Raw genomic sequence first — 23,147 nt, forward strand, 5'->3', positions numbered from 1 at the left:
GTAAAGCAGCCCAAGGCACCTTACATCAAATACGGGGAAGTACAATGATGTCAGCAAACTAGAGTGTGTGACCTCTACAGATTCGCTCTGTATGTTCGAATTGTAATTCTTATCACCGATCCGGAGAAACTTACCTCCCACGAATGGAATTGCCGTTAATTTGTCTTAGCTTTGATCAAAGTTCTGTTAATCTCTTTGCGCTCAAAGCGGATAGGCCAGTCTCGTAGTCAAAACTGGAACGAATCTGAACAGGCCCTTCAACTCGTGTGCCTCCAACAATATTATCAAGCTTTCGGCCCGAAGCCTTGTAGATTCCGCGAACAAGCTGCTCTCTATTTGTTTTCATGCCCGCCCAAAGATACGTCGCAAGTTCGTTTTCTCTAATCCGACCACTTGCTTTCTCCTCATTGGCGAGGGTAGTAGGTGCGGCACACAATAGACAACCCATGAGGAATGAATAGACGCACATTCTTAAGCCCTCTTCCAAAGAGTTTACGCCAAAATTAGAATTACCACAAATGTCCCTCGTGTCAAGCAAATTTGTCCTTCCAAATAATCGGGGGGGGTAAGCGTCTAGATAGTGGATGGAAAATCGCGTACAACAAAGGAGGTTGATGCGTCACCGGGATTTCATGACTGTTTGTCCACCAGGAGGCCCGAATAAGCACCACCGACCTGACCCCCGAGCAAGAGGCCCATGCCCAAGAACTTGCCTAAACCCTTCTGAAAACGATTGAAGCCGACATCCTCCAGATGACCCGCCTCTTGGCCTCCAAACCCGATGCTCAAGTCCTGGGACAGACCGAGTACCAGATTCGCGACCTCGTCCACAAGATCGGCGCTAAGTCGATTCAAACCGAAATGGACGCGCGTCAAAAAAAGTTACCAAGGGTCAAGCGTGATCTGTCCGAAATGCCGAGACGTGGCCTCGTTTCACGAGCATCGCGACAAGACTTTCTCCACATTGCTCGGCGACGTCCGCGTCGAGATTCGACATTACTATCAATGCGACCACTGTCATCACGGCCACTTCCCCGGCGATGCGGCCTTGGGTTTGGCGGGCCGTCGCATTAGCTTGGGTGCCGAGGCGGTTGTCACGCTCGCGGGAACCTTAACCAACTTCGGCCAAGCCGCCAGGAAGATCCTGCCCAAGATGGCCGGGATTCGCTTCAGGGAAAGCACTGTCGAGCGGACCGCCGAGGCCAACGGGGAGCGTCTGGGCAAGTTATGGGAGCAGGGGCACACAATGGCCTCGGCGCGCGACTGGCATTGGAATCGCGATGCAAGGCTTCAGCAAGTGGCTTACATCAGCATTGATGCTACGGGGGTCGGTCAGCAAGGTCTCGGCGGCACCAAAGTTGAATGAAAAATGGTTCATGTCGTCATGATTTACAACCCCTTGGCTTGCGATTTCACGGTCGGGCGGGACGCGCAGCCGATCGAGCAGGCCCACTACCTGGCCGGGCTGACCAACCTGGAGACCTTGGGGGCGCAGTTGCGGCGACAGGCGGATGAAGTCGGGATGGACCGGGCGGACCAGTGGATCGGCCTGAGCGATGGCGGCCAAGGCATCGAGACGTTTTTCGAGGTGAATTTCCCGCGTGCGACTCTGATCTTGGACTTCTACCACGCGGCGGGCCACCTGGGCGACTTGGCCAAGGCGTGGTCTGATGAGACGACGACCGCGAAGTCACTGCTGGATGACTGGCGACACCAGATAAAGGCGGAAGGGGGCGCGGCGGTGTTGCGTACGTTGGAGGCGTTAGATCGGAGCGGGCGTAGCTGGAGGAGTATCGCCTGGTGACGCAGTACGTCCGCAAGAATGCGTACCGGATGGACTACCCGAGATACCAGGCCAAGGGCTGGCAGATTGGCTCGGGTTGCGGCCTACCTGCTCCTCGAACCGCCAAGGCGGGCCGTTCTCTCGAGGGCTCCGCCACACCGATAGCTAAAGGGTGGAGCGACCAATTGCCGGAGAAGAATCGCACCCGCTGGAGATCCGAGTCTTTTCACGGCGCACTGCTACGGGAAGTCCGATACCTTGGGCCTCGGACCTTCATTACTGCTTTCGCCGCGATGTGACTGAGCCTTGCGGCGGCGGCCATTTTCTGGGAATGTTTCGAGAAGCCTATCAGAAGACTGAAGGATCGGCTCCCTGACAGGCCTGGGATGGTCGCTGGTGGACGGATCCCCGAGGCAGACCGGGTTAATCGATCTACCCACTGTTCTGAAGTGGGGAGACAGGCAGGTGAACACTTGGTTTCAGCCCTCAAATAGACTTCTTGCCCCGGACCTCGCTCCCGAGGCACTCTGACTCGTGATCTAGACCAAATGCCAATGAGAGCCGCCTTAACAACAGATATATCGTCATGAGTTTTCTCACAACACTATTCCATGAGAAGAGTGATATGCTGGGACCTTCCCGGGCGAGTTGGGATTCACCGGTCGGTCGGCACATGGCCATGCTGGTTCGCATGACGGTGTTGGCCAGTACGATTGGCATGATGCTGCCCGGAGCATGGGGGAACTCGGTTACCGTTGTCGAGCTTGCGCAGCTCCCCGCAGGCCTGGCCGCCTGGCAAAGCCGGGCTGTTGGCATTTACCGCGTTTGCGGACCACTTAGCAAACTCTTTTACGCACTGCCGGCCTACCTGGCGGGCGTCCGGGTCAGTTACCCCGCCTCGTTCGACACCGACGTCACCAGTCGCCATGAATGGGAGTTGGGACAACTCTTACAGTTGCAGCGACCCAAGCAATATCACGAAATCTATCGGTGGTCGCGTCTGCTCCCCATACTGTTGACGGTCCTTGGAGGATGCCTAGTCTGCGAGTGGTCCACCCGATTATTCGGGACCTGGCCAGGCATTGTCTCGCTCTGTGTTTGGTGCTGGCAGTCGCCAGTCCTGGGACATGGGTCGCTCGTGACCTCCGACATGCCGTCGGCGGTGCTCATGCTCTTTTCCGCCCGCACGTTCTGGTCGTTCCTGATCCGTCCGGCCCCGGCGACCGCGTTCCTAGCCGGGGTGGTGCTCGGTCTCGCTCAGGCGACGAAGTTCACACTTCTTGTCCTCGACCCTTGTTGGATGGTCATCCTATTCCTCCGGGCGCTCCGACCTCCCGATGTTGTGGGGGACGATTGTCCGGGTCGATTCGGCGGCCTATTACCGCTGGTCGTCCTCGGATTCGGCATACTGGGGCTTAGTATCGTCGTAATCGACGCCTCTTACGGGTTTCGGGACGTCGGTTTCACCCTCGCTCAATGGAGGACTGGCCAGTCATCGCTCGCCGACAGCCTGAATGGGTTAGCTCATTATAGCGCCACGTCCTGGCTGCTCCGAGTCCCCTTGCCGATACCGCTCGAGTTCCTTCGCGGTATCGACTTCCAACTCGCGGATACCGAACGGTTACAGTCCGCGTACCTGCTTGGTCGGACTCAGTTCGGAGGCTGGTGGTATTGGTATGCGGCGGCTTTTCTCCTCAAGGTCCCCTTGCCGGCCCTGGCTCTCATGGTGCTTGCGATCGTCCGACTCCCGACCGCATGGCGCAGTCGTGAGCCGGTGTTTTGGGCGAGCCTATGCGTGCTCATGCCCGCGGCGGAAGTGGCGTTGACGATCTCCGCAACTACGGGCACCGGCACCAATGCCGCGTTCCGCTACCTGCTGCCGAGCCTCGGGCTCTTATGCGTCGTCGCCGGCTGCTCTTGGAATCCGATGTCAGAGTTCCGCCGGGTCGGTATCGTCGGCCTCCTGGCCTGGCTAGTGCTGGACGCGATAGCCGCAGTCCCCGATCACGTGGGTGCACAAAACGAGGCCGCGTGGGTGGGAAGCCGCTTCGCCGGTCGGCCGGCCTTGATTGGCGACAGCCTTGATTGGGGGCAGGACCTGGCGCGACTCAGCGAGTGGGTTTCCAGTCACGCACGCGGAGGGAGTACCTTGGTCTGCGTCCACGGCTTGGGTGTGGGGGAGCCGTATGGTTTGAAGCCGCCGAGGGCCCTGCCCAGTCAGGAGTTAGTGCCGCACGCCGCTTATCTGGCGGTCAGCGAAGAAATTCTGCACGGCGATCGAATCTCGAATGTCGTCAGGATCGCGGGAGCCAATCCCACTCTGGCTCCTGAACTGGCCAAGAGACTCCAAAGCCTTCGGCCCTTCGACCGTGTCGGTAGGACAATTCGCATCTACCGGCTGCGCGACCTGCCACCGGCATCATTTGGACCTGGTGCGACTCAATTCGTTTCAACAGGCATTCGATCGGCCACTCCACCGGCGTTCGGCTTGAGCAGGTAGCGGAGGGCTATGATCTAAGGACCGAAATTCCACCCCAATTTCTTCACCGTCTTCGCCAACTCGGGAGCGAAAGGAAGCGGGGGTTCGCGCTCAACAGCTGGTGACGCCGCCAGGCTGTCGCCTCGCGCTGGTTCTGCGCGAACAACACTTGCAATCCGTCGACAAATTCGCTTAACAGCCTTGACACCGGTAGGTCATTGTTCATCGTGTTCAAACCAATCCGCTCCTGTCAGCTCATCTCGTCCTGGCGCCGGACGATCAGGAAGCTAGACCGACTTTTCGTATTCGATAGCCCAAGGGGTTGACGAACACCCCAAAATTACCTGGATGGACTAACTTACCAGCCACCAGGAGTTCACACGTCATGCCGGGCCAGGCGGCCAAGATCACCATTACCGAGTGCCAGCAGGAAATCCTTCGGACTTTGTCCCGTGCCACCACGGCACCCTCGCGACTCCGGCAACGCGCCTCGATCATCCTGATGGGCTTCGACGGCCTTCGCAATCAAGAGATCGCCGAGGCGGTCGGTCTGGTCCACCGCCAGGTCGGACGCTGGCGACGACGCTGGGCCAACGCTTGGGAGAAACTGATCAACATCGAATGCTGCGAGACTCGCGCCAAACTGCGCCATGCGATTGAAGCCGTCCTCACCGACGAACCACGCCCCGGCGCCCCCAGCAAGTTCACCCCAGAGCAGGTCACCCAGATCTTGGCGATCGCTTGTGAGCCGCCTGAGAAGTCGGGCCGACCGATCACCCACTGGACCGCTCGGGAACTGGCCGATGAGGTCGTCAAACGCGGCATTGTGGTATCGATCTCATCGTCCCAGGTGAGCCGTTACCTGGATGAGGCCGCCTTGCAGCCCCACAAGAGCCGGTATTGGCTCAACACCACGGAGAAGGATCCTCAACGTTTTGAGGAGCAAGTCAAGACGGTCTGTGACACGTACCTCATGGCGTCGGAGCGGGAGCGGAACGATGCGACCCACACCGTTTGCATTGATGAGATGACCGGTCTCCAGGCGCTGGAGCGGATCGCTCCCACCAAGGGGATGATCGCAGAGAAGTGCGAACGGATCGAGTTTGAGTATATCCGACACGGGACGTTATGCCTGATCGGCAACTTCGAAGTAACGACCGGAAAGATGCTCACTCAAACGATTGGCCCGACGCGAACCGAGGCGGACTTCGTCCGTCACATCGAGCAGACGTTGACTCTGGACCCGGAGGGATCGTGGGTATTTATAGCGGACAACTTGAACATTCATTGCACGGAAAGCCTGGTGAATCAGATTGCCGTGGCGTGTGAAATCCCCCTGGAATTGGGCAAAAAAGGTAAACGTGGGGTGCTGAAGTCGGTGGCGAGCCGGCAAGCGTTCTTGTCGGACACAAGTCATCGGATTCGATTTGTATATCTTCCGAAGCACAGCTCGTGGCTGAACCAGATCGAGGTGATCTTCGGAGTGATCATGCGAAAGGTGATTCGTCGCGGTTCGTTCACGTCGGTGAATGATCTGCAATCAAAGCTGTTGAACTTCCTTACCTATTTCAACAAGGTATTCGCGAAGCCGTTTCGCTGGACCTACACGGGTCGTCCGCTGATGAAGTCAGCGGCGTAAAAACAGAGAAGATGGGAGGCCCCGGGATGTTGGCCTCTTCATTAGCCTTCAAAAACGAAAAGTCGGTCTAGGTTTGTAGAGGAACATTGACTTCTCCTTGGAGAGTCGAACCGCGTCGCAATTTCCGATCCCCGGAAGGCCTCACGAGTCGTCGCTTCCGCCCCACTTCCCGCGTCGCGCCAGTCCACGACGGAGCCGCCGCAATGCGTCGAGAACCAGCTTGTGGAGATCCTTGATAACGTGAATCACCCACGACCGATGGCGGGCCGACGGCCACAATTCGGTCAACACCGCCGGGTAGAGGTCCGAGCCGTCGGTCACCAACACTTCCGTGTCCTAACCCCAGGTCTTCAGGTCCTTGAGGAACCGCCGCATATGATCTTGATCGTTGCTGGCGATCGGAGCGAAGGCAATAGCCAAGCCGTTCAGGGGGTCGGTAGCTAGCAGCAGAGTATATCGGCCGAGGTGCAGTTCATCCACGTACCTAGTTCCGCGGAAATGGTCGAGGACCCAGCGACGATGCTCGACCAGGTTGAGACGTTCCGCCTAATGGCGAAGTCAATCGTGAACGAAACCGTAGGCGTGGTCGAGGAGTCGCGGAGGTCGCGGTGCATCGATCGGATGACGCGTTCGACGCTCATGTCATTTCGAGGATGCCGCCGAGGACCGGCGGTCAGACCTTGTTGTCGTCATGGGCCTTGAATTCAACGCCGATCGGCAGGGTCCGAAACGTGGAACAACAGTGGCAACGGGCACGATACTCGCCGTAGGTGACGTCGAGGTAGACGACCTGATCGTAGGCGATAGAACGAATCTGGCGATTCAGGACACCCTTTCGCTGCCCCAACTTGCCACAAGTGGGGCAAGGAGCTTTCTCGGAGCAGCACGAGGTCGGTATCGTGAAAGCTGGAGGCCTTTGGGTCAGCATGGCCTGCATGCTCCCGAGGGATGGGCTTTGTCTCCATTCTCCAGTATACAGGCTGCAACTCTCGCTGTCAAGACGAGTTGAATCGCCTCAGGAAACCGTCGGGATTGGCGAGGCGTGCCTGACAAAACGTGCAAATATAGTGCGGTAGCCGTGCCGACGGACCTGGACACGACGATTTTTTCTATGCACCGAATGTCAATTCTAGGTAGAATCACAGTCGAGGTATTTCATCGCAACATCACTCAAACGCACAAACACAGAAAGATCTGTAAATGAACCACCTAAAACGATCTGGATTTACACTGATCGAGTTGCTAGTCGTCGTGTTTATCATCGGCATCCTGGTTGCCCTTCTCTTGCCAGCCGTTCAGGCGGCTCGGGAGTCGGCACGCCGAGCCCAGTGCACCAATAACTTGAAACAAATGGCCTTGGCGGCGCTCAACTTCGAATCGGCCCGCGGTGAACTCCCCCCGGGATATGCCCCTCCCCCGACCGACCCCGTCGGAGCTAGAGGAAACACCCAAGTGCTTCTCCTGCCTTACCTAGAACGTTCCGCTTTATACGCCAGCTTCAATTTGACTCTCAATCTCAACGAGGCCATGAACCACCCCGACACCGATCCGAATATAACGGCGTGTTCTCAAACTGTCGACACTTTCATCTGTCCATCCGATCCGTCAACCGTTCGGTTGGCAGGGCGGATCGGCTACAGCAATTACTTTACCAGCCTGGGCGATACCGCTTGCCAACGTGCCGGCACAAGCGCGACACGTGACGACGGCTTGCCATCATATGCAGAGACAAACACTCGCCGACTGGGACTCTTCAACGTGATGCAGGACAAGGCACGCAACGTGATCAGTAAGATTACATTCCAGTCGATCAAGGATGGCGCTAGCAACACCGCCATGTTTTCCGAAACCCGGCGGTCGACCCTTCCCCAACTCGGCTCCGACGGGAATTATACGACGCCGATCGCCTACGATATTTCTAATGTCTACCTAATCAACGAAGGTAGCCCGGATTGGAACAATAATCTCTGGCCATCGATCTGCGCGAATTATGACGACTTCGGTCTCCTCCGCCGCCTCATTCCCTACCGCGGACTCCAGTACTACCGGAGCTTACCCCAGACTAGCAATTACACCCATACCTTGCCTCCGAACGCCAAGGGCCACGACTGCGGGATCCGTACGTTCGTTGCTGCCCATATGGCAGCGCGGAGCTACCACCAAGGTGGGGTGAACGTCGCCTTCGGCGACGGTACAATCCGTTTTACCAAGGATGGGATCAGCCCTAACCTCTGGCGAGCCTTAGGCACCCGAGCGGGCGGTGAAATCGTCGGTGCTGATTCGCTTTGATCAAAAACCGAACATACATACTGAACAACCACCGCCTGGAAGGCGGTGGGTCCGACAGTCGACTGAAAGCCCGACTAAGGCTAATCTAACTCGCTGACGTGCAAGTCGTCGTCGCCTTTCGCCATTTCCTGCGTCCGGACGTACTCCATAATGACCTCGTCGGTGTCGTTACCCAAACTCGCCACAAAGTCACCTCGAGCCCACAGGTGCCAACTTCAGCACAACCTCTTGAGGTTGTTGTACTCCTGCATCAGCCGTCGTGAGCTCCTCCCCTTTATCGGCTGCATCAGGTAGCTCACCGACACGTGCGGTGGACAGGAGACGAACAGGTTGGACGTGCTCGCTGCTTTCATGCCCCTTGAGGATGTCGACCTCCAACTCTGCACAGTTCGTCCGAACGATCTGGCGAAGCGGGGGCCGACGTCACCTCTCAGCAACTTCTTGCGATATTTGGTGATCCACACAAGGTGGAACTTGATGTCAAAGTGGGTATCGTCGGTCCTTCGGTAGTGCTCCATCCCGGGAGCCTACTGAAAGTGGTCGCCTAAAGGCGAGGGATTTTTGGATCACACAAATGAACCTTAACCTAAAAGATGTTGCATTTTATTCTATCGTCGTGGGGCTCAATCTGGGATTGGCCACCATCGCCTCCCTCCACCACTACGCCACAGTAGACGAGGCCCGATCGATCCCGGCCGGCCTCGCCCACTGGGATGCCGGGGCGTTTGCTCCCGCCAACGACACCCCGCCAGTCGCGCGTCTGGTCGCCACCCTACCAGTACTGGCACTGCACCCCAATCGAATCGAGTCATCCGAGGTCTTGGAGGGAAGACTCGCCGACGAGGCGGATTTGAAAGCGGCACGGGACTTCGCCTATACAAACCCGTTGACATACGATCACTTGATCCGCATCGCACGTCTCCCAACCCTGTTCTGGTGGGTGGCCGGGGCATGGCTGATTACACGCTGGGCAGGTGAGTTGCACGGCACCGGCGCTGCCCGGCTCGCCCTGGTTCTCTGGGCCTTCGGGCCGAACATCATAGCACGCGAAGCCCTGGCAACGCCTGATCTCCCGGCCGCTGTGGCCTGTCTGGCCGCAGGTTATGCCTTCTCCCGGTGGCGATCAAAATCAAGTTGGTCTCGTGCAGCCGTCACGGGTGCCCTGCTCGGGATTGCCATGCTCACTGAGTATTCCGCCCTCTCGCTTCCGCTTGCCTGGTTACTGCTCGGCCTCCCTCGGTGTCCAGTCCTGGGGATGGGAGACCGAACCGCCCGCTGCTGGGTCCAAGTAGCCCAGACCGCATTCGGACTCTTCATCTGCCTTTGGGTTATCAACATAGGCTATGGTTTTACGGGAACAGGGACACCACTCGGGAAGTTGCACTTTACCAGCCGTGTCTTCGGCGACAACAAAGCGAACCACCCGGATGCGACGATTGCTGATGCGGGACGCGTGCGGAATCGTTTTGAAGGTTCGTGGTTAGGGGGTTTCCCTCTTCCGCTCCCCGCTGACTACATCCGCGGCATGGATCGTCGATTCCGCGATGCGGAATCGAGTTTCCAAACCATCGAAGTGGATGCGAGCCGCGCCACCGACCGTGGGAGAATCACCGTCGCAATACTCTTGGCCAAGGTCCCGATCGCCGCATGGATCTTGATCCTCTGGGGGGTTGCTCTGTCGATACGTCGCGATTGTCCCGCCGACGAGCGGGCCGTCTGGATTCAGGCGGCGACCATGATCGCGCCGGCCGTTATCCTAGCCAACGACTTCTTCCCCTTGGCCAGCATGTTGCTTGCCGCCCCATTCACCATCGTCGGAATAAGCGGTCTCGCTCGCTATCTGGGAAGAGTGACTCCCAAAGCCACGGCACTAATCGTAATCCTGCTCATCGGGATCTTCGCCAGTGGACTGTCGACCTATCCCCATCTCCTCTCTTATCTCAACGAGTCCGTGAGGGGAGCTGACCGATTTGCCTTGGCAGCGAGCCATCCTCACTCCGATGCCGGACGCGACCTGCTGGAGTTGAAGAACTGGCTTGGCCGCCATCAAGAAGCCTCACCGATCGGACTCGCCTGCCAGTATGTGAACGATCCTCGAGCCCTCGGTATCGAATACACTCACATCCCCACGGGCCCAGGGCCGGTGCTTCAGGACGACCCCTGGTACTCCGAACGCTTAGGACCAAAGCCCGGTTACTATGCCCTCGACTTTCACAACCTCACTCTGCCGAGATTCCGTTATTTCAACGATTTCAGGCCCGCGTTCGTCATTGGCGACTCGATCCGCATTTATCACATTACGCCCGAGGACGCCGACCGCGCACGACGGAAGGCGGGACTGGCCAACACACGCGACCTGCTGGAGTTGAAGAACTGGCTTGGCCGCCATCAAGAAGCCTCACCGATCGGACTCGCCTGCCAGTATGTGAACGATCCTCGAGCCCTCGGTATCGAGTACACTCACATCCCCACGGGCCCAGGGCCGGTGCTTCAGGACGACCCCTGGTACTCCGAACGCTTAGGACCAAAGCCCGGTTACTATGCCCTCGACCTTCACAACCTCACTCTGCCGAGATTCCGCTATTTCAACGATTTCAGGCCCGCGTTCGTCATTGGCGACTCGATCCGCATTTATCACATTACGCCCGAGGACGCCGACCGCGCACGACGGAAGGCGGGACTGGCCCCGTTAGCGACACGCCCCGGCCGTCGGGGCTTTGCGAACGGGAGTGGCTTCGTCCATCGTGTCCATCGCGGGAAGGATGGCAGTGTCACTAACTACACAATCTTCGTACCCCACGACTATACGGGTGAAATCTCCTACCCCCTGATCCTCCTCCTCCACGGATATGGCGATCGAGGAACCGCGGGGGACCAATATCTCAAGGTTGGCTTGGCCCCTGCAATCGCCCGTCGGGAGAACGACTTCGACTTCATCGCAATCTTCCCTCAGGGCCACGCGGGGGCATGGCCGCCCGATGGCGACGACACGCAGCATACCATGGAGATTCTCGCACAAGTGGAGGCAGAGTACCGCGTTGACCCCCGCCGGATCTATTTGACTGGCATCTCCAGCGGTGGAGCCGGCGTCTGGCCGATTGCTGCGCGATCCCCTGACCGATGGGCGGCGATCGTTCCGGTAGCATCCGCCGAGTGCGATCCCGCCATCGCGACCGCGATCAAGAGCATCCCCTGCTGGTGCTTCCACAATTATTTCGACGTTAGCAAGCCGCCAGGTATACCGCGTCAAATGATCGAAGCATTGAGACGAGAGGGCGGGAAACCACGATACACAGAGTTCTACGTGCTCACCGGTGACAGGCACAATGCCTGGGACAGTGCCTACAACACGATTGAGCTCTATGATTGGCTGGCTGGGCAGAGAAAGCCAGAGCCTCATCGCATGAGGACAGACGGGCGGTGAGGACCCGTGAGCCGGACGCTGCTTTTGAAGTCCATGGAACAGACGCCGCTTTACAACACGGTGAATTTCGATATGACGCCTGATTACGGATTCGGCGTGGCCGCCAACTCGACCGCTGTCGGGACGATCATCACGGCCTACCTCTGCCCGTCCGACCCCAATTCCGGTGCTTATCGCAACAACAATTATCATGCTTGCTATGGCACCACGACCCACGGTTTCAGCAATACGACCAGGCTCGTCGGCAACGGGATGTTCGCCGCGTGGTCGACCTACGGCCCCAGCTCCGTGACCGACGGCCTTTCCCAGACGATCGCATTCTCAGAGGCCCTGGTCGGCAGTACGAGCGGTGGGACGAACTGTCGGGGCAACACCGTCTCGATGGGCGGCACGCGCAATGACATTGTCGATGCAAGGGCGGATTTGACAGGCGTCAATGCGTTGCTCTCGCAATGTGCCCAGTCGTTCCAGGCCGGCTCGGCCACCGTCGTCAACGACCTACGAGGGGCCCGATGGGCCAGCGGGCGCACCGGCTGGACCATGTTCAATGCCCTCCAGACACCCAACGACTCCCCTTATCGCTTCAATGGATGCCGGGTCGGTTGCGTCGGGTGCGGGCTCGAGGCGGGCTTTTCCTTTCCCGCCACGAGTCAACATTCCGGCGGTGTGAATGTCTTGATGGGGGACGGCAGTGCGCGATTCGTCAAAGACAGTGTCGATCGCAACACATGGTACTCCCTCAGTTCAAGGGACGGCGCCGAAATTGTTAGCAGCGACGGATACTGACCCGACGAGGAGAACAAGCCCCGGCCCGCCTTCGCTCGGTGGAGCGGGCCCGGAGTCGGGTCGAACCTCACGGTTGATCCGAACATTCCTGGCGAAGTGAGGATCATCCAACGACAGGCCGTGACGATGGCCACAATCACGCGAACGGGCCGCTGATCGCCCAAGGATGACGATCGACGGCCCGCAGAAAAACGGAGGCCTATGGTGGTCAGGGTTTCACAATGATCTTCGTTTCGGCCGGCACTGACGGCGTGGTTTCGATCACAACCGGAGCAGGATTCGCCTGGATCACCCTGACCTCTTTGACCACCGCCAGCTCATCAACGACGCTGGTCACCCCCAATGTGTTCTGCGCCAGGTCAACGGCCCGCAGCTTGACCGTCGGGTCGATCACCGAACCGCGGAGAACGATCGCCCCGCCCGGCCTGGACTCGATGCGCAGAGCTGAGCCCACGAACTGCTTGTCCCACTCGATCCGCCGCATGACCCGGTTCAGCGTATCGCGCTCTTGCACGGCGCTCTGCGCTCGCGCGACATCGGTCTCAACCCGTGAACGAATATTCTTGCCGGTGTTATCCAGGGCGCGCCCAGCACGCCGCAACGGTCCGTCCTGGGCGAAAGCGGAGGAACCGACCAACGCGAGCGACATCAAGGCGATGGCAAAGAGACGGGTCATGATCGAGCTCCAGCGGGTGGTTGAGGTGGTCCGGACTCACGGTTACGGTATCGAGTCGAACCGGGAGGGAATGCGACCGGAGAGTGCAACCGGTGTGCCAACTGGGCAACCGTCCCTCTGCGCGCAAATGCCGCGCAAGTTCGCCTTCCCCGACGGCGCCTGTTGTACCCGATGACTCAAAACCGTGGCAGACCGAACGACCCCGGACGAGTTCGTCGCCTGACTTCAGTTAACGTCGACAAACGCACCGGATGCATCACTCAACGAAAGTCATCGATCGCCATCATCTCCGAATGCGACGGCGCGGGCTGTCGACGGGAGCGACCACTCCCTGGCGTTCCAGGAGCCAAAGGACGGGGCGCTCGACTAACAGCGGGGTCGGCAGCGGCTGGGGAAGGTCTTCTCGATCCTGGGCGGCATCGCCGAGCGCCGAGCAAGCGAAGAACCGGTGATTCGGAAAAGTGACGGCAACATGTTCAAGGAAGCCGGCCGCTCCCCAGTGGCGAAGCGCGGACTGGACTTCGTCATGGATCGCCTGATCGAGGGCCGGACTGGGCGGGGATTCGGGAACGCCGGTCGCCCACTCGTGGATTTTCGTCCCCTCCGGGAGCAAGTGGCCCCAGCGATCGAGTTTGTTCAGACAGATCGCCAGCGGCACCTTCACCGGCGAGCGGCGGAAGAAGGTGGCCAGTTTGCGGATGTCGGTCAGGTAGTCGGCCGGAGGGACTCGACTCTCCTTCTCGGTGAGCTGCATCCGGCGATCGTGGGCGACGGACCGGATCCGCAACGGGTCGATCAGGAAGAGCAGGCCACGCGCTCCGCCAAGGTAGCGGGCCTCGCTCCGGAGCATTTCAATGTTCATCTCCCAGTCTTCGCCGGCGGTGTCGAAGAACGAGAGTAAGGCGGTACCGCCCCGTTCGGAGTCTCGGCGGCTGGTCAGGCGATAGACCAACGGCTGGAGCACCCCGCGATTGGTCTCCAGGCTCGGAGTGGCCGAATGGCTGTGCCGGAACGATTCACCGCTCAGTTCCTCACCGACGCCGAACTGGCTGCCGCCATAGGTCAGCTCGTGATATTCGCGTTCGTAACGCTCACGGATCTCGTCGGTCAGGGGGTCGAGCACGAAGCCACGATCGGGACCGACCCGGTGGTCGAGTTCGTGGAGGAGCACCGTCACGAAGGTCGTCTTGCCGACCGATTGCGGGCCGAAGATGGCGATGTGGCCGGGATCGAGCGTGATCGCGGAGTCGGGCAGATGACTATGACAGCGCGGGCAGAGGCGGAGGTCGGTCGGTCGCTGGCAGTTCGGACAGTCGAGCGAGCCGGGCAAGACCATCCAGTCGAAGTGGCGGCGAATTCCGCGGCGAACGTCGGTTCGAGGGTCGACCCACCAGGGGCTCCGGAGCGCCGAGTTCCCCGGGCCCCCCACACGTCTGCCATTCAGGGCATGCGACAGGATCGGATCTTCGATCATCCGGGCGAAGTCGGATTTGCAGTAGTGGTCATTGCAACGCAGGTGCATCTCGCACGCGGCGAATCGCTCGAAGCAGAAGGGGCAACGGACGCGTCGGAGGGGATCGAGACGGGTCATCAAGTCCAGGGGCATTGCGCACCAATCGGGCTGGAGTGCGATGAGTCGAGACGAGATCCACCGGGCGGTCCACTCTTCGTTCCAAGCGAAGGGACTTGTCTCTACCTTACCATCGTCCGGTTGTCCGAGGTGGGAATCAACTCGAACTTCCCTTGAATCCCGCTCGGGGTCGGCCATCCGGACCGCTCTACCCGCGGCAATACTCGGAAGAGCGGTCTCTTGTCTTCACGCCCATCGCCGCTAAACTGGCCCTGAACCATTGAGGACGCCACCGAAAAAAAAATGAGGGCGCGATCGCGCCGCCCTGCTTCGATCCACCGCATGAGGGGGTTTCATCACGATGCGCTTTCCGATTCTCGTGGCCACGGTCTCCCTGGCCTGGTCGATCCCGTTTGTGGTCGCCGACGAGGCGAAGCCAGGCGACGCCACCCTCGGCCAGCCGGCTCCCGAAGGGGCCACCGTTGTGTTCGGCGGCGAAAACCTCGACGGCTGGGTCAAGACCGACGCCAAGACCCCCGCCGGCTGGGTGGTCCAGGACGGCATCCTGATCGTCAAGCCCGGCGAAGGCGCAATCCAGACCGAGAAGTCGTTCGGTGACTTCCAGCTCCATGTCGAGTTTAACGTCCCCTACATGCCCGACAAGAAGGGGCAGGCCCGTGGCAATAGCGGCGTCTACCTGGGCGGCATTTATGAGCTTCAAGTGCTCGACTCATACGGTCTGAAACTCCAAAACAACGACTGCGGCGCGATCTACCAGCAGATCATTCCGGCGGTCAACGCCTGCAAGCCACCGTTGCAGTGGCAGACTTACGACGTCACCTTTCACAAGGCCGTTGTTGAAGGCGGAAAAGTGGTCAAGAAGGCCCGTGTGACGGTCGTTCATAACGGCATCAAGACCATCGACGACGCCGAGATCAACCCCACTCCCGGTGGCACGTCCCACAAGGCGGGCGAGGATGGGCCGATCCTGCTTCAGGACCACGGCAATAAGGTCCAGTTCCGGAATCTCTGGATCAAGCCGCTCTCCTGAACGTACCCTCGTTTCCCCAAAATCAAGGGACGGTGGCCTCGGCCCTCGTCCCTTTTTTTTCTTATCCTTTGATTTTGATCCGACGCCATGACGGGCCGAGGTTTTGGAGCCTGAAGACGATGCTCTCTTCCGCGGGTTGCAGCACACGACGTTCGAGGCTCTGGAAGGCTTTGCCTGAGCCCTGCGATGCCCTGATCCTGGCCGATCCGCAGCACCTGATCTATTTTGCCAACTACGTTCAGTCCCCGTTCGTCTTCCGATCGGCGGATGCCGGAGCGCTGCTCGTGCTCGAGCCCGAGAAGTCGACCCTGGTGACGGACAGCATGGTCCAACCGTTCTCGGAACGCGCGACGGTCGACGAGGTGGTCGCCCCCGTCTGGTACAACGGCAAGACATCGGCTCCTCACCGCCAGGGGATCCGGGTGGGAGCGGCGATCGACGTCCTGTCACGCGTGCCTGGAACCCGGATCGGGATCGAGCCGACCAGCGTACCGGTCGCGGTGGTCGAGGCGCTTCGAGCCGCGCGGCCCAACCTGACGCTCATCGACCTCGATCCGATCATCCGGCCCCTGAAACGGGCCAAGGATCCGGACGAGGTCGCCTTGATCAAGCGTTCGATCCAGGCCGGAGAGGCCGCGCAGGCCGCCGCACTCGCCGGGGTCGAACCCGGGATGACGGAACTGGACGTTTTTCTCTTGGTCCAGAATGCGGCGATGAAATGCCTCGACGAGCAAGTGATCGTCTACGGTGACTTCGCCACCGGCCCGCGTTGCGCGACTGAAAAGGGGGGACCGCCGATCTCGCGTACGATCGAACGCGGCGATCTTTGCCTGCTCGACTTCTCGGTGGTCGTCCACGGTTACCGTGGCGACTTCACGAACTCGTTCGTCGTCGGCGCCGAGCCGACGGCTCGGCAACGGGAGATGTTCGAGGCCTGCCTCTCGGCAATTGAGGCGGGGGAGGGACAACTCCGCGCCGGGACGCCCGCGCGAGCGGTCGACGCCGCGGTCCGAGGCCGTCTGGCGTCGCGCGGCCTGGCCGAGTCCTTCACGAGCCATAGCGGGCACGGGCTGGGACTCGGTCACCCCGAGCCCCCCTACTTCGTCCCCGAGAGCACGGATACGCTCGTGGTGGGAGACGTCGTCGCACTCGAGCCGGGGCTCTACATCGAAGGGGTCGGGGGAATGCGTTTTGAACGCAATTACCTGATCACCGCCGAGGGTTTCGAGACCCTCTCGGTGCACGATCTCACGATCACACAACCGAGGCGATAAGCAGAGGAAGGAGGCCCCGACGCGTCGCGCTCCGCGGGGCCTCCTCTCTCGATCGAGCGATTTTCGTTCGGGCGGATCAGTGGCGGAGCGTTGTGAGCCACTCGAGGGGAAATCGCTCGCGCCGTGCCGGTCGTCAGGCGGCGCCGGCCGCCTCTTTCAAGGCCTTCAAGGCGGGCGCGTAATCAGGTTCCTGGGCGATTTCCGGGACGATCTCGATGTAGCGGATCGTGTTGTCCGGATCGACCACGATCACGGCGCGGGCCAGCAAGGGGATCGGCAACCCTTGAATCAGGACGCCATAGTTCTCGCCGAAGCTGTGGTTGTGCGCGTCCGACAGGTTTTTGAGGTTCTCGACCTTCGCGTCGGTGCACCAGCGCTGCTGCGCGAACGGAAGGTCGAGACTCACCGTGTAGACGACGGCCTTGTCGCCGATCGCTTGCAGCTCTTCCGAGAACTTGCGGGTCTGGATGTTGCAAACCGGGGTGTCGAGCGACGGGATCACGTTGAAGAGCCGCGCCTTGCCGGCCGTGTCGGCCAGCGTCACCACCGCAAGTCCGGCTCCGACGCTGGCAAAGTCGGGCGCTTTGTCCCCAACGTTAAGTTTGGGGCCGACCAGATCGACCGGGTTGCCCTTGAATGTCACTTCGCCCTTCCGCGTCTCTGCCATGGTGCTCGTCCTCTTCTCAATTGTTGGAGAATGGTCGTGTGAGTTGTCCGGCCATCGAGGGCCTCGGGAGGCTCCAAGGTAGCCGGACGCTCCGCCGACTCGCAAGGCGATTGAGCCGCCTCCTCATCCGGTTGGCTTTCGTTTCATCGAGCTGTAACGGTATGATAAGAAACGAGGACAGGGGAAATACGTAGAGTTCTGCTCGATTGGGCGAATACGGTGATGACGCGGGACGATCCCTATCGGCATGACGTGATCGTGGTCGGAGCGGGGCACGCGGGGCTCGAGGCGGCGCTTGCGTCGGCGCGAATGGGCCTGCGCACCGCCTTGCTGACCATCAACTGCGACTCGGTCGCGCAGATGAGCTGCAACCCGGCGATCGGCGGCGTGGCCAAGGGGCAGATCGTTCGCGAGATCGACGCCCTCGGCGGCGCTATGGGAGTGCTCACCGACGCCGCGGCCCTCCAGTTCCGGCTGCTCAACCGCGGCAAAGGGCCGGCGATGCACAGCCCGCGGGCCCAGTGCGATAAGAAGGCCTACCAGTTCCTCGGCAAGCTCACGGTCGAACGGCAGCCCAACCTCACCCTCCGCCAGGAGATGATCGAGGCGCTCTGTATTGATGGCGACCGGATCACGGGCCTCCGCTGTCGAGGCGGCGCCGAGTACCAGGCGCGGGCCGTCGTCGTGACCACCGGGACGTTCCTCCAAGCGCTCATGCATACGGGGGAGACCAAGACCGCTGGCGGCCGCGCGGGGGAGGGTTCGGCGGAAGGACTGTCCGGCAGCCTCCGCTCGCTTGGGTTCGAGCTCCAGCGCTTCAAGACGGGAACCCCGCCACGGCTCAACGGTCGGACCATCGACTTCACGAAGCTCCAGGAACAGCCCGGCGACGCCGAGCCGGTCGCCTTCTCGTTCCTGACCGACCGGATCACCCAGGAACAGTGTTCCTGCCACATCACAACCACCAACGACGCCGTCCACGACCTGATCCGCGCCAACATCCACCGCGCACCGATGTACTCGGGACAGATCCAGAGTACCGGCCCGCGCTATTGCCCCTCGATCGAGGACAAGGTGGTCCGCTTCGCCGATCGGACCGGGCATCAGATCTTCCTCGAGCCCGAGGGCCGGGGCACCCTCGAGTATTACTGCAACGGGATCTCGACCAGCCTACCGCGCGACGTCCAGGACGCGATCATCCCCTTGATCGCCGGCCTGGAACACGCCGAGATCATGCGATATGGCTACGCCGTCGAGTACGACTTCGCCCCCCCCACCCAACTTCACCCGACCCTCGAAACCAAGAATGTCGCGGGGCTCTACTTCGCCGGCCAGATCAACGGCACGACCGGCTATGAGGAAGCGGCCGCCCAAGGGTTGATCGCCGGCATCAACGCCGCGCGGGGGGTGCGGGGAGAAGCCCCGTTCATCGTCGACCGGTCGCAAGCCTACCTCGGCGTCCTGATCGACGACCTGGTCACTCGGGGCGTGGAAGAACCGTATCGGATGTTCACGAGCCGGGCCGAGTACCGCCTCCTCTTGCGACACGACAACGCCGACCTTCGGCTCACGGAATTGGGGCGGCAGGTCGGACTCGTCGACGATACGCGCTGGGCGCGGTTCGAGGAGCGGACCCAAAGGATCGGCTCGCTCCGATCCGCGCTCACGACGACGCGCTCGGAAGGTCAATCCCTGTTCCAGATCCTGCGACGGCCCCCCACGACCTGGGAACAGTTGCTCGAGATCTCCCCCGCGCTTACGGCTCACGACGATCCGGAAGCGATCGAGCAGGTCACGATCGAGGCGAAATACGGCGGGTACATCGAGCGTCAAGCCCTGGAGGTGGAACGCTTCCGCCGCCTCGAGCACAAACCGCTGCCTGTCGACATGGACTATCACGCGATCACCCAGCTCCGCGCTGAGGCCCGCGAGAAGTTTCTCCGGATCCGCCCACGGTCACTCGGCCAGGCCGGTCGGATCAGCGGCGTCAACCCGACGGACATCGCGACCCTGCTCGTCTACATGAAACAGGACCGGTCGCGCCCGCCCGCGGCCGACACCGCGTTCGAACCGCTCCCTGACGAGTCTGCGTAACAGTTCTTTAACTCTTCAACCTTGATGGAGGATTTCCATCGTGGTCCCGCGCGCATTCCTTGAGGACTCATCTCTTCCGACTGGGTGAATGTGAGACCCTGGGCCGTTTATCCACTCTTGACAGGATTCGCGATCTACGGAAGAGTCTGTCGTCCATTCGGGTTGACAGGTTAGGCAGCCACCTTATAATTGGCTACGTCGGCAATTCAGGTAAACTCGTTAGATTCAGCAAACTTTACTGGTCGTGCGTCGCTGAGGGGCTGGGCGGTCTTGGTGCGGCTGGCGAACGGCTGGTCCGCATGCAGAGTGACCCCGGCATGGAGGCTTTCACGGGCCTCGGCGGAGTCTTGGGGGAGGCCCCAACTCGCCGGGAGAAGGAGCGACCGAGCCCATGAGCTCGCAGAATGGGACGTACTCGAACATGAAGACCGTTTTTACGACGGGCGAAGCCGCGAAGATCTGTAAAGTGAGTCAGCAAACGATCATCCGCTGCTTCGACTCAGGACAACTCAAAGGGTTCCGGGTCCCCGGCTCGCGGTTCCGGCGAATTCCGCGTGAAGCGCTCTATCGCTTCATGAAGGAAAACAGCATCCCGACCGATGCGCTGGAAAGCGGGAAGCGGCGGATCTTGATCGTCGACGACGATCAGGCCGTGGTCGACCTGATCTCGGACGTCTTGGCCAACGACGCCCGGTTTGAAACCAAGGTCGTGAATAATGGCTTTGGCGCGGGGATGCTCGCCAAAGAGTATCACCCCGACCTGATCATCCTTGACGTGATGCTGCCCGACATCAATGGACAGGCGGTCTGTGAACTGATCCGCAAAGATCCGACGATGTCCGACATCAAGATCATCTGCATTTCGGGTATGGTGGAGGAAGACAAGATCGACGAGCTGCGCACCTCGGGTGCCGACGACTTTCTTCACAAGCCGCTCGACATCGATGAATTGATTCGCCGCGTCTGCCGACTCTTGGATATAGAGACTGGTCCAACAGGCTGATGATGGGCAGACGACCCCGTCAGGGATGAGGGCTCGTTAAGTTAGGCAAGGTTCGGTTCGTCGTGGCAGTTCTGAGTCGTCGCCGACGGGAAGGAGCCCGGATCGGTGCCAGTTTCTCGTGGCCGAGCGATTCCCGCACCCGTCGTAATCCGCCGCAAGCTTGAGCGGCTGGACGGTCTCCCGCTGCGCCCGACCACGGCGCGGCTGGCGTTAAGTGCCTTTCCCGAGGATTCCGCGGAACCGTCTCCGGAACTCCTCGCGTCGTGTCGATTCCCGACCGTCGCCGATTCGGACCCGGGTTGGGCGCTTGCCTTGACCCGCTCGGGAACGGACTTTCAGGCGATCGGTCTGCTTGAAGCCGCACCGTGGTGGAGCCATGCCACGACCTCGGGGCCGGCTGGCGATGCCTTGAACCGACTCTGGCGGCATGCCGTGGCGGTCGGACAGGCGGCGCGGCGGCTCGCCACCGAGGCGGGCGAACCCGATGTCGAGCGGATCGCCCGCGCGGGCCTACTCCATGGCCTCGGGCTCTGGGCGATCGCGGCACTCGAGCCGGACTGGCTCGCGGAGTGGATGGGCGAACCCGATGGTCCGCGACGCCGGGCGTTCGAACTTCAGACACTCGGAACCGAGGCGGCAAACCTCGGCCGGACGCTCGCCGAGCGCTGGGGTTGCGACACGCTCGTGGCCGACGCGACCTGGCTCCACGCCGATCTCAATGGGTGCCTGAACACAGCCGCGGCCGACTCGGCTGCCTTGGCCTTGATCCAGCAAGCGTTCGTCCTGGCGGAGCGAACTCCGTGGGGTCTCTACTCCGCCGAAGCGCGCGAAATCGGTGGCTCGGAGCCTCGGCTCCGGCTGTTGATTGCCGAGGTTCAGGTCCGCTGCACGCCCGCCTTGATCGAAGCGGACGCGACGGCTCACGAAGAGAAGTTCGCCCGCTCGAGTGCCCGGCTGCGACGTCAAGTGGCTCAACTGCGCGGCGAGAAGGCGGCCACCGACCGATTTCTCACCGCCCTGGTCGACTCGGATCCCGCCGAGAGCGCAGAGACCTGGGCCGAGCGAGCGGCGCTCTCCTGGTGCGGCGTCGCGGGTGTTGCGACCGCGCGAGTGATCTGGACCGGCCTGGGCACGGAGTCCGATCTCGAGGAAGATCCTCGTCGCGCCGAGCGACCGGCGACCAAGGTGCTCGCGCTCGCGTCACGAGGGCGCCCGTGCGCGGAGATCCATCTCTGGCTCGATCCCGATCGACCGTCAGGCGGGGCCGACTCCGAGACGACGATCGCGGCGTGGCAAGCCTGGGCCGCTCGCGTCGCGGACCGCACCCAGCTCGGAGCGAAGCTGGAAGCGCTCGCTCGCGGGCATCGGGGCTGGGTCGACAAGGAAGAACCGCGGGTTCGCCGTGCCAAGCTCGACGCCCTGGCCGAGTTTGCCGCCGGCGCGGGGCATGAGCTGAATAACCCGCTCGCGGTGATCGTCGGGCGGGCCCAATTGCTCTTGGCCCGCGCCACTGACCCCGACACGGTGCGTTCGCTGCGGGCCATTCTGGGCCAGGCGCAGCGGACTCATCGCATTATTCGCGACTTGATGTTCATCGGGCGAACCCCCGAGTCTCGCCCCCGCTTTTGCCAACCGGATGAAGTGGTCCGCGCCAGTCTCAGAGACATCAAGGACGAGGCCGACACGCGCGGAGTTCGCCTCGTGCTCAAGGGAGGGGAGCCTGGTCCGAAGGTCTGGGCCGATCCCGATGCGCTGAGGCACCTGGCCGACGCCTTGATCCGCAATGCGCTCGAGTCCACCCGTGAGGGAGACACGATCCAGGTCGCTGTCGCCGGCGGCCTCGAGGAAGTCTCCTGGTCAGTCAAGGACAACGGACGAGGGATCACCTCGGCCGAGGGCGAGCATCTGTTTGATCCCTTCTTCTGTGGTCGACAGGCCGGGCGCGGGCTCGGCCTGGGCCTCCCCCGCGCCGCTCGAATCGTCCAGCAGGCGGGCGGCGAAATGCGTTGGCACTCGATGCCCGGCCAGGGGACGCTTTTCCAGGTCCACATTCCGCTGCTACCGCCGCCCAAACCCCCGACCCCCACCGCGGGTGCGGTCGAGGCGGAACCGGCCGTCGGCAGGAACGACCCACCCCTGCTGAAATCTTAGGCAGTACTCGCCTCCAGAGTCATGGTGTCTGCGATGGCATGACAATCCACGCAGAGGAAGGTGACATTCAACGGCTCGTCATAATTCCAGTGATGTCGCTGGAGCCGGAGCCGTCGCCGGCGACACCATGAACAACACTTGGGACGTTCAATCAGTCCGAGTTGTTCCCCGAGCGCTGCCGCGTAACGCGCAGAGCGCGTGCGAATACGCCGAGGTCGGAGTGAGTCCCAACAGATTTCCAGGTGGCGACGAAGCCGGGCA

At 61.1% G+C, this 23,147-nt stretch carries 18 protein-coding genes; 12 read left to right on the forward strand and 6 right to left on the reverse strand.

Annotated features, from left to right (window positions below; genetic code table 11):
- Positions 1-922 precede the first annotated feature (922 nt).
- The 4 genes from BUS42_RS35955 to BUS42_RS35975 all read left to right on the forward strand — a co-directional run bounded on the left by BUS42_RS35955 (position 923) and on the right by BUS42_RS35975 (position 5,901).
- A complete protein-coding gene (locus BUS42_RS35955) occupies positions 923-1,366 on the forward strand; it encodes a hypothetical protein (RefSeq protein ID WP_074315786.1) in 444 nt (147 codons plus the stop codon).
- A gap of 3 nt (positions 1,367-1,369) precedes the next feature.
- Positions 1,370-1,804 carry a hypothetical protein gene (locus tag BUS42_RS35960; protein WP_074315788.1) on the forward strand — a complete coding sequence of 145 codons (435 nt, stop codon included), beginning with the start codon at positions 1,370-1,372 and terminating at the stop codon, positions 1,802-1,804.
- 604 nt (positions 1,805-2,408) lie between these two features.
- Positions 2,409-4,283, forward strand: a complete 1,875-nt coding sequence (locus tag BUS42_RS35970) for a hypothetical protein (RefSeq protein WP_143206650.1) — start codon at positions 2,409-2,411, stop codon at positions 4,281-4,283.
- 364 nt (positions 4,284-4,647) lie between these two features.
- The gene (locus BUS42_RS35975; RefSeq protein ID WP_074306086.1) at positions 4,648-5,901 is read left to right on the forward strand and encodes an IS630 family transposase; all 1,254 of its coding nucleotides are present in this window, start codon (positions 4,648-4,650) and stop codon (positions 5,899-5,901) included.
- Between the two features lie 141 nt (positions 5,902-6,042).
- On the opposite strand, the gene BUS42_RS45705 is transcribed toward BUS42_RS35975, so the two are convergent.
- Positions 6,043-6,222 (reverse strand): hypothetical protein, encoded by a 180-nt coding sequence (locus BUS42_RS45705; protein ID WP_074315793.1) that lies wholly within the window; start codon positions 6,220-6,222, stop codon positions 6,043-6,045.
- A gap of 352 nt (positions 6,223-6,574) precedes the next feature.
- Positions 6,575-6,829, reverse strand: a complete 255-nt coding sequence (locus BUS42_RS45710; protein WP_143206651.1) for a hypothetical protein — start codon at positions 6,827-6,829, stop codon at positions 6,575-6,577.
- 272 nt (positions 6,830-7,101) lie between these two features.
- Here BUS42_RS45710 and BUS42_RS35985 point away from each other — a divergent pair, with 272 nt between their 5' ends.
- Positions 7,102-8,190, forward strand: a complete 1,089-nt coding sequence (locus tag BUS42_RS35985) for a DUF1559 domain-containing protein (protein ID WP_074315795.1) — start codon at positions 7,102-7,104, stop codon at positions 8,188-8,190.
- A gap of 215 nt (positions 8,191-8,405) precedes the next feature.
- Here the strand turns inward: BUS42_RS35985 and tnpA are convergent, their stop codons facing one another.
- Positions 8,406-8,708 (reverse strand): IS200/IS605 family transposase, encoded by a 303-nt coding sequence (gene tnpA, locus BUS42_RS46795; RefSeq protein ID WP_083671169.1) that lies wholly within the window; start codon positions 8,706-8,708, stop codon positions 8,406-8,408.
- Positions 8,709-8,764: 56 nt separating this feature from the next.
- Between tnpA and BUS42_RS35995 the strand changes: the two genes are divergently transcribed.
- Together BUS42_RS35995 and BUS42_RS36000 are read left to right on the forward strand one after the other, a co-directional pair.
- On the forward strand, positions 8,765-11,614 hold the full coding sequence (locus BUS42_RS35995; protein ID WP_074315797.1) for a glycosyltransferase family 39 protein: 2,850 nt from the start codon (positions 8,765-8,767) through the stop codon (positions 11,612-11,614).
- 6 nt (positions 11,615-11,620) lie between these two features.
- Positions 11,621-12,400 (forward strand): DUF1559 family PulG-like putative transporter, encoded by a 780-nt coding sequence (locus tag BUS42_RS36000; protein WP_143206652.1) that lies wholly within the window; start codon positions 11,621-11,623, stop codon positions 12,398-12,400.
- Positions 12,401-12,608: 208 nt separating this feature from the next.
- Here the strand turns inward: BUS42_RS36000 and BUS42_RS36005 are convergent, their stop codons facing one another.
- Both BUS42_RS36005 and BUS42_RS36010 read right to left on the reverse strand, forming a co-directional pair.
- Entirely contained in the window at positions 12,609-13,076 is a 468-nt protein-coding gene (locus BUS42_RS36005) for a BON domain-containing protein (RefSeq protein ID WP_083671171.1), read from the reverse strand.
- A 283-nt stretch (positions 13,077-13,359) separates the two neighbouring features.
- Complete coding sequence (locus BUS42_RS36010; RefSeq protein ID WP_074315800.1) at positions 13,360-14,682, reverse strand: hypothetical protein; 1,323 nt, start codon at positions 14,680-14,682, stop codon at positions 13,360-13,362.
- A gap of 325 nt (positions 14,683-15,007) precedes the next feature.
- On the opposite strand from BUS42_RS36010, the gene BUS42_RS36020 reads away from it, so the two are divergent.
- The gene (locus tag BUS42_RS36020) at positions 15,008-15,697 is read left to right on the forward strand and encodes a 3-keto-disaccharide hydrolase (protein ID WP_074315806.1); all 690 of its coding nucleotides are present in this window, start codon (positions 15,008-15,010) and stop codon (positions 15,695-15,697) included.
- 119 nt (positions 15,698-15,816) lie between these two features.
- A complete protein-coding gene (locus BUS42_RS36025; protein WP_074315809.1) occupies positions 15,817-16,971 on the forward strand; it encodes a M24 family metallopeptidase in 1,155 nt (384 codons plus the stop codon).
- A 133-nt stretch (positions 16,972-17,104) separates the two neighbouring features.
- Here the strand turns inward: BUS42_RS36025 and tpx are convergent, their stop codons facing one another.
- Positions 17,105-17,638, reverse strand: a complete 534-nt coding sequence (tpx, locus tag BUS42_RS36030; RefSeq protein ID WP_074315812.1) for a thiol peroxidase — start codon at positions 17,636-17,638, stop codon at positions 17,105-17,107.
- 222 nt (positions 17,639-17,860) lie between these two features.
- On the opposite strand from tpx, the gene mnmG reads away from it, so the two are divergent.
- The 3 genes from mnmG (at position 17,861) to BUS42_RS36045 (ending at position 22,886) form a co-directional block, all read left to right on the forward strand.
- Entirely contained in the window at positions 17,861-19,732 is a 1,872-nt protein-coding gene (gene mnmG / locus BUS42_RS36035; protein ID WP_074315813.1) for a tRNA uridine-5-carboxymethylaminomethyl(34) synthesis enzyme MnmG, read from the forward strand.
- A 391-nt stretch (positions 19,733-20,123) separates the two neighbouring features.
- Complete coding sequence (locus tag BUS42_RS36040; protein WP_015245339.1) at positions 20,124-20,735, forward strand: response regulator; 612 nt, start codon at positions 20,124-20,126, stop codon at positions 20,733-20,735.
- Between the two features lie 105 nt (positions 20,736-20,840).
- On the forward strand, positions 20,841-22,886 hold the full coding sequence (locus BUS42_RS36045) for an ATP-binding protein (protein ID WP_074315815.1): 2,046 nt from the start codon (positions 20,841-20,843) through the stop codon (positions 22,884-22,886).
- Positions 22,887-23,147: the final 261 nt, after the last annotated feature.

The organism is Singulisphaera sp. GP187, from assembly GCF_900129635.1.
Lineage (GTDB): Bacteria > Planctomycetota > Planctomycetia > Isosphaerales > Isosphaeraceae > Singulisphaera.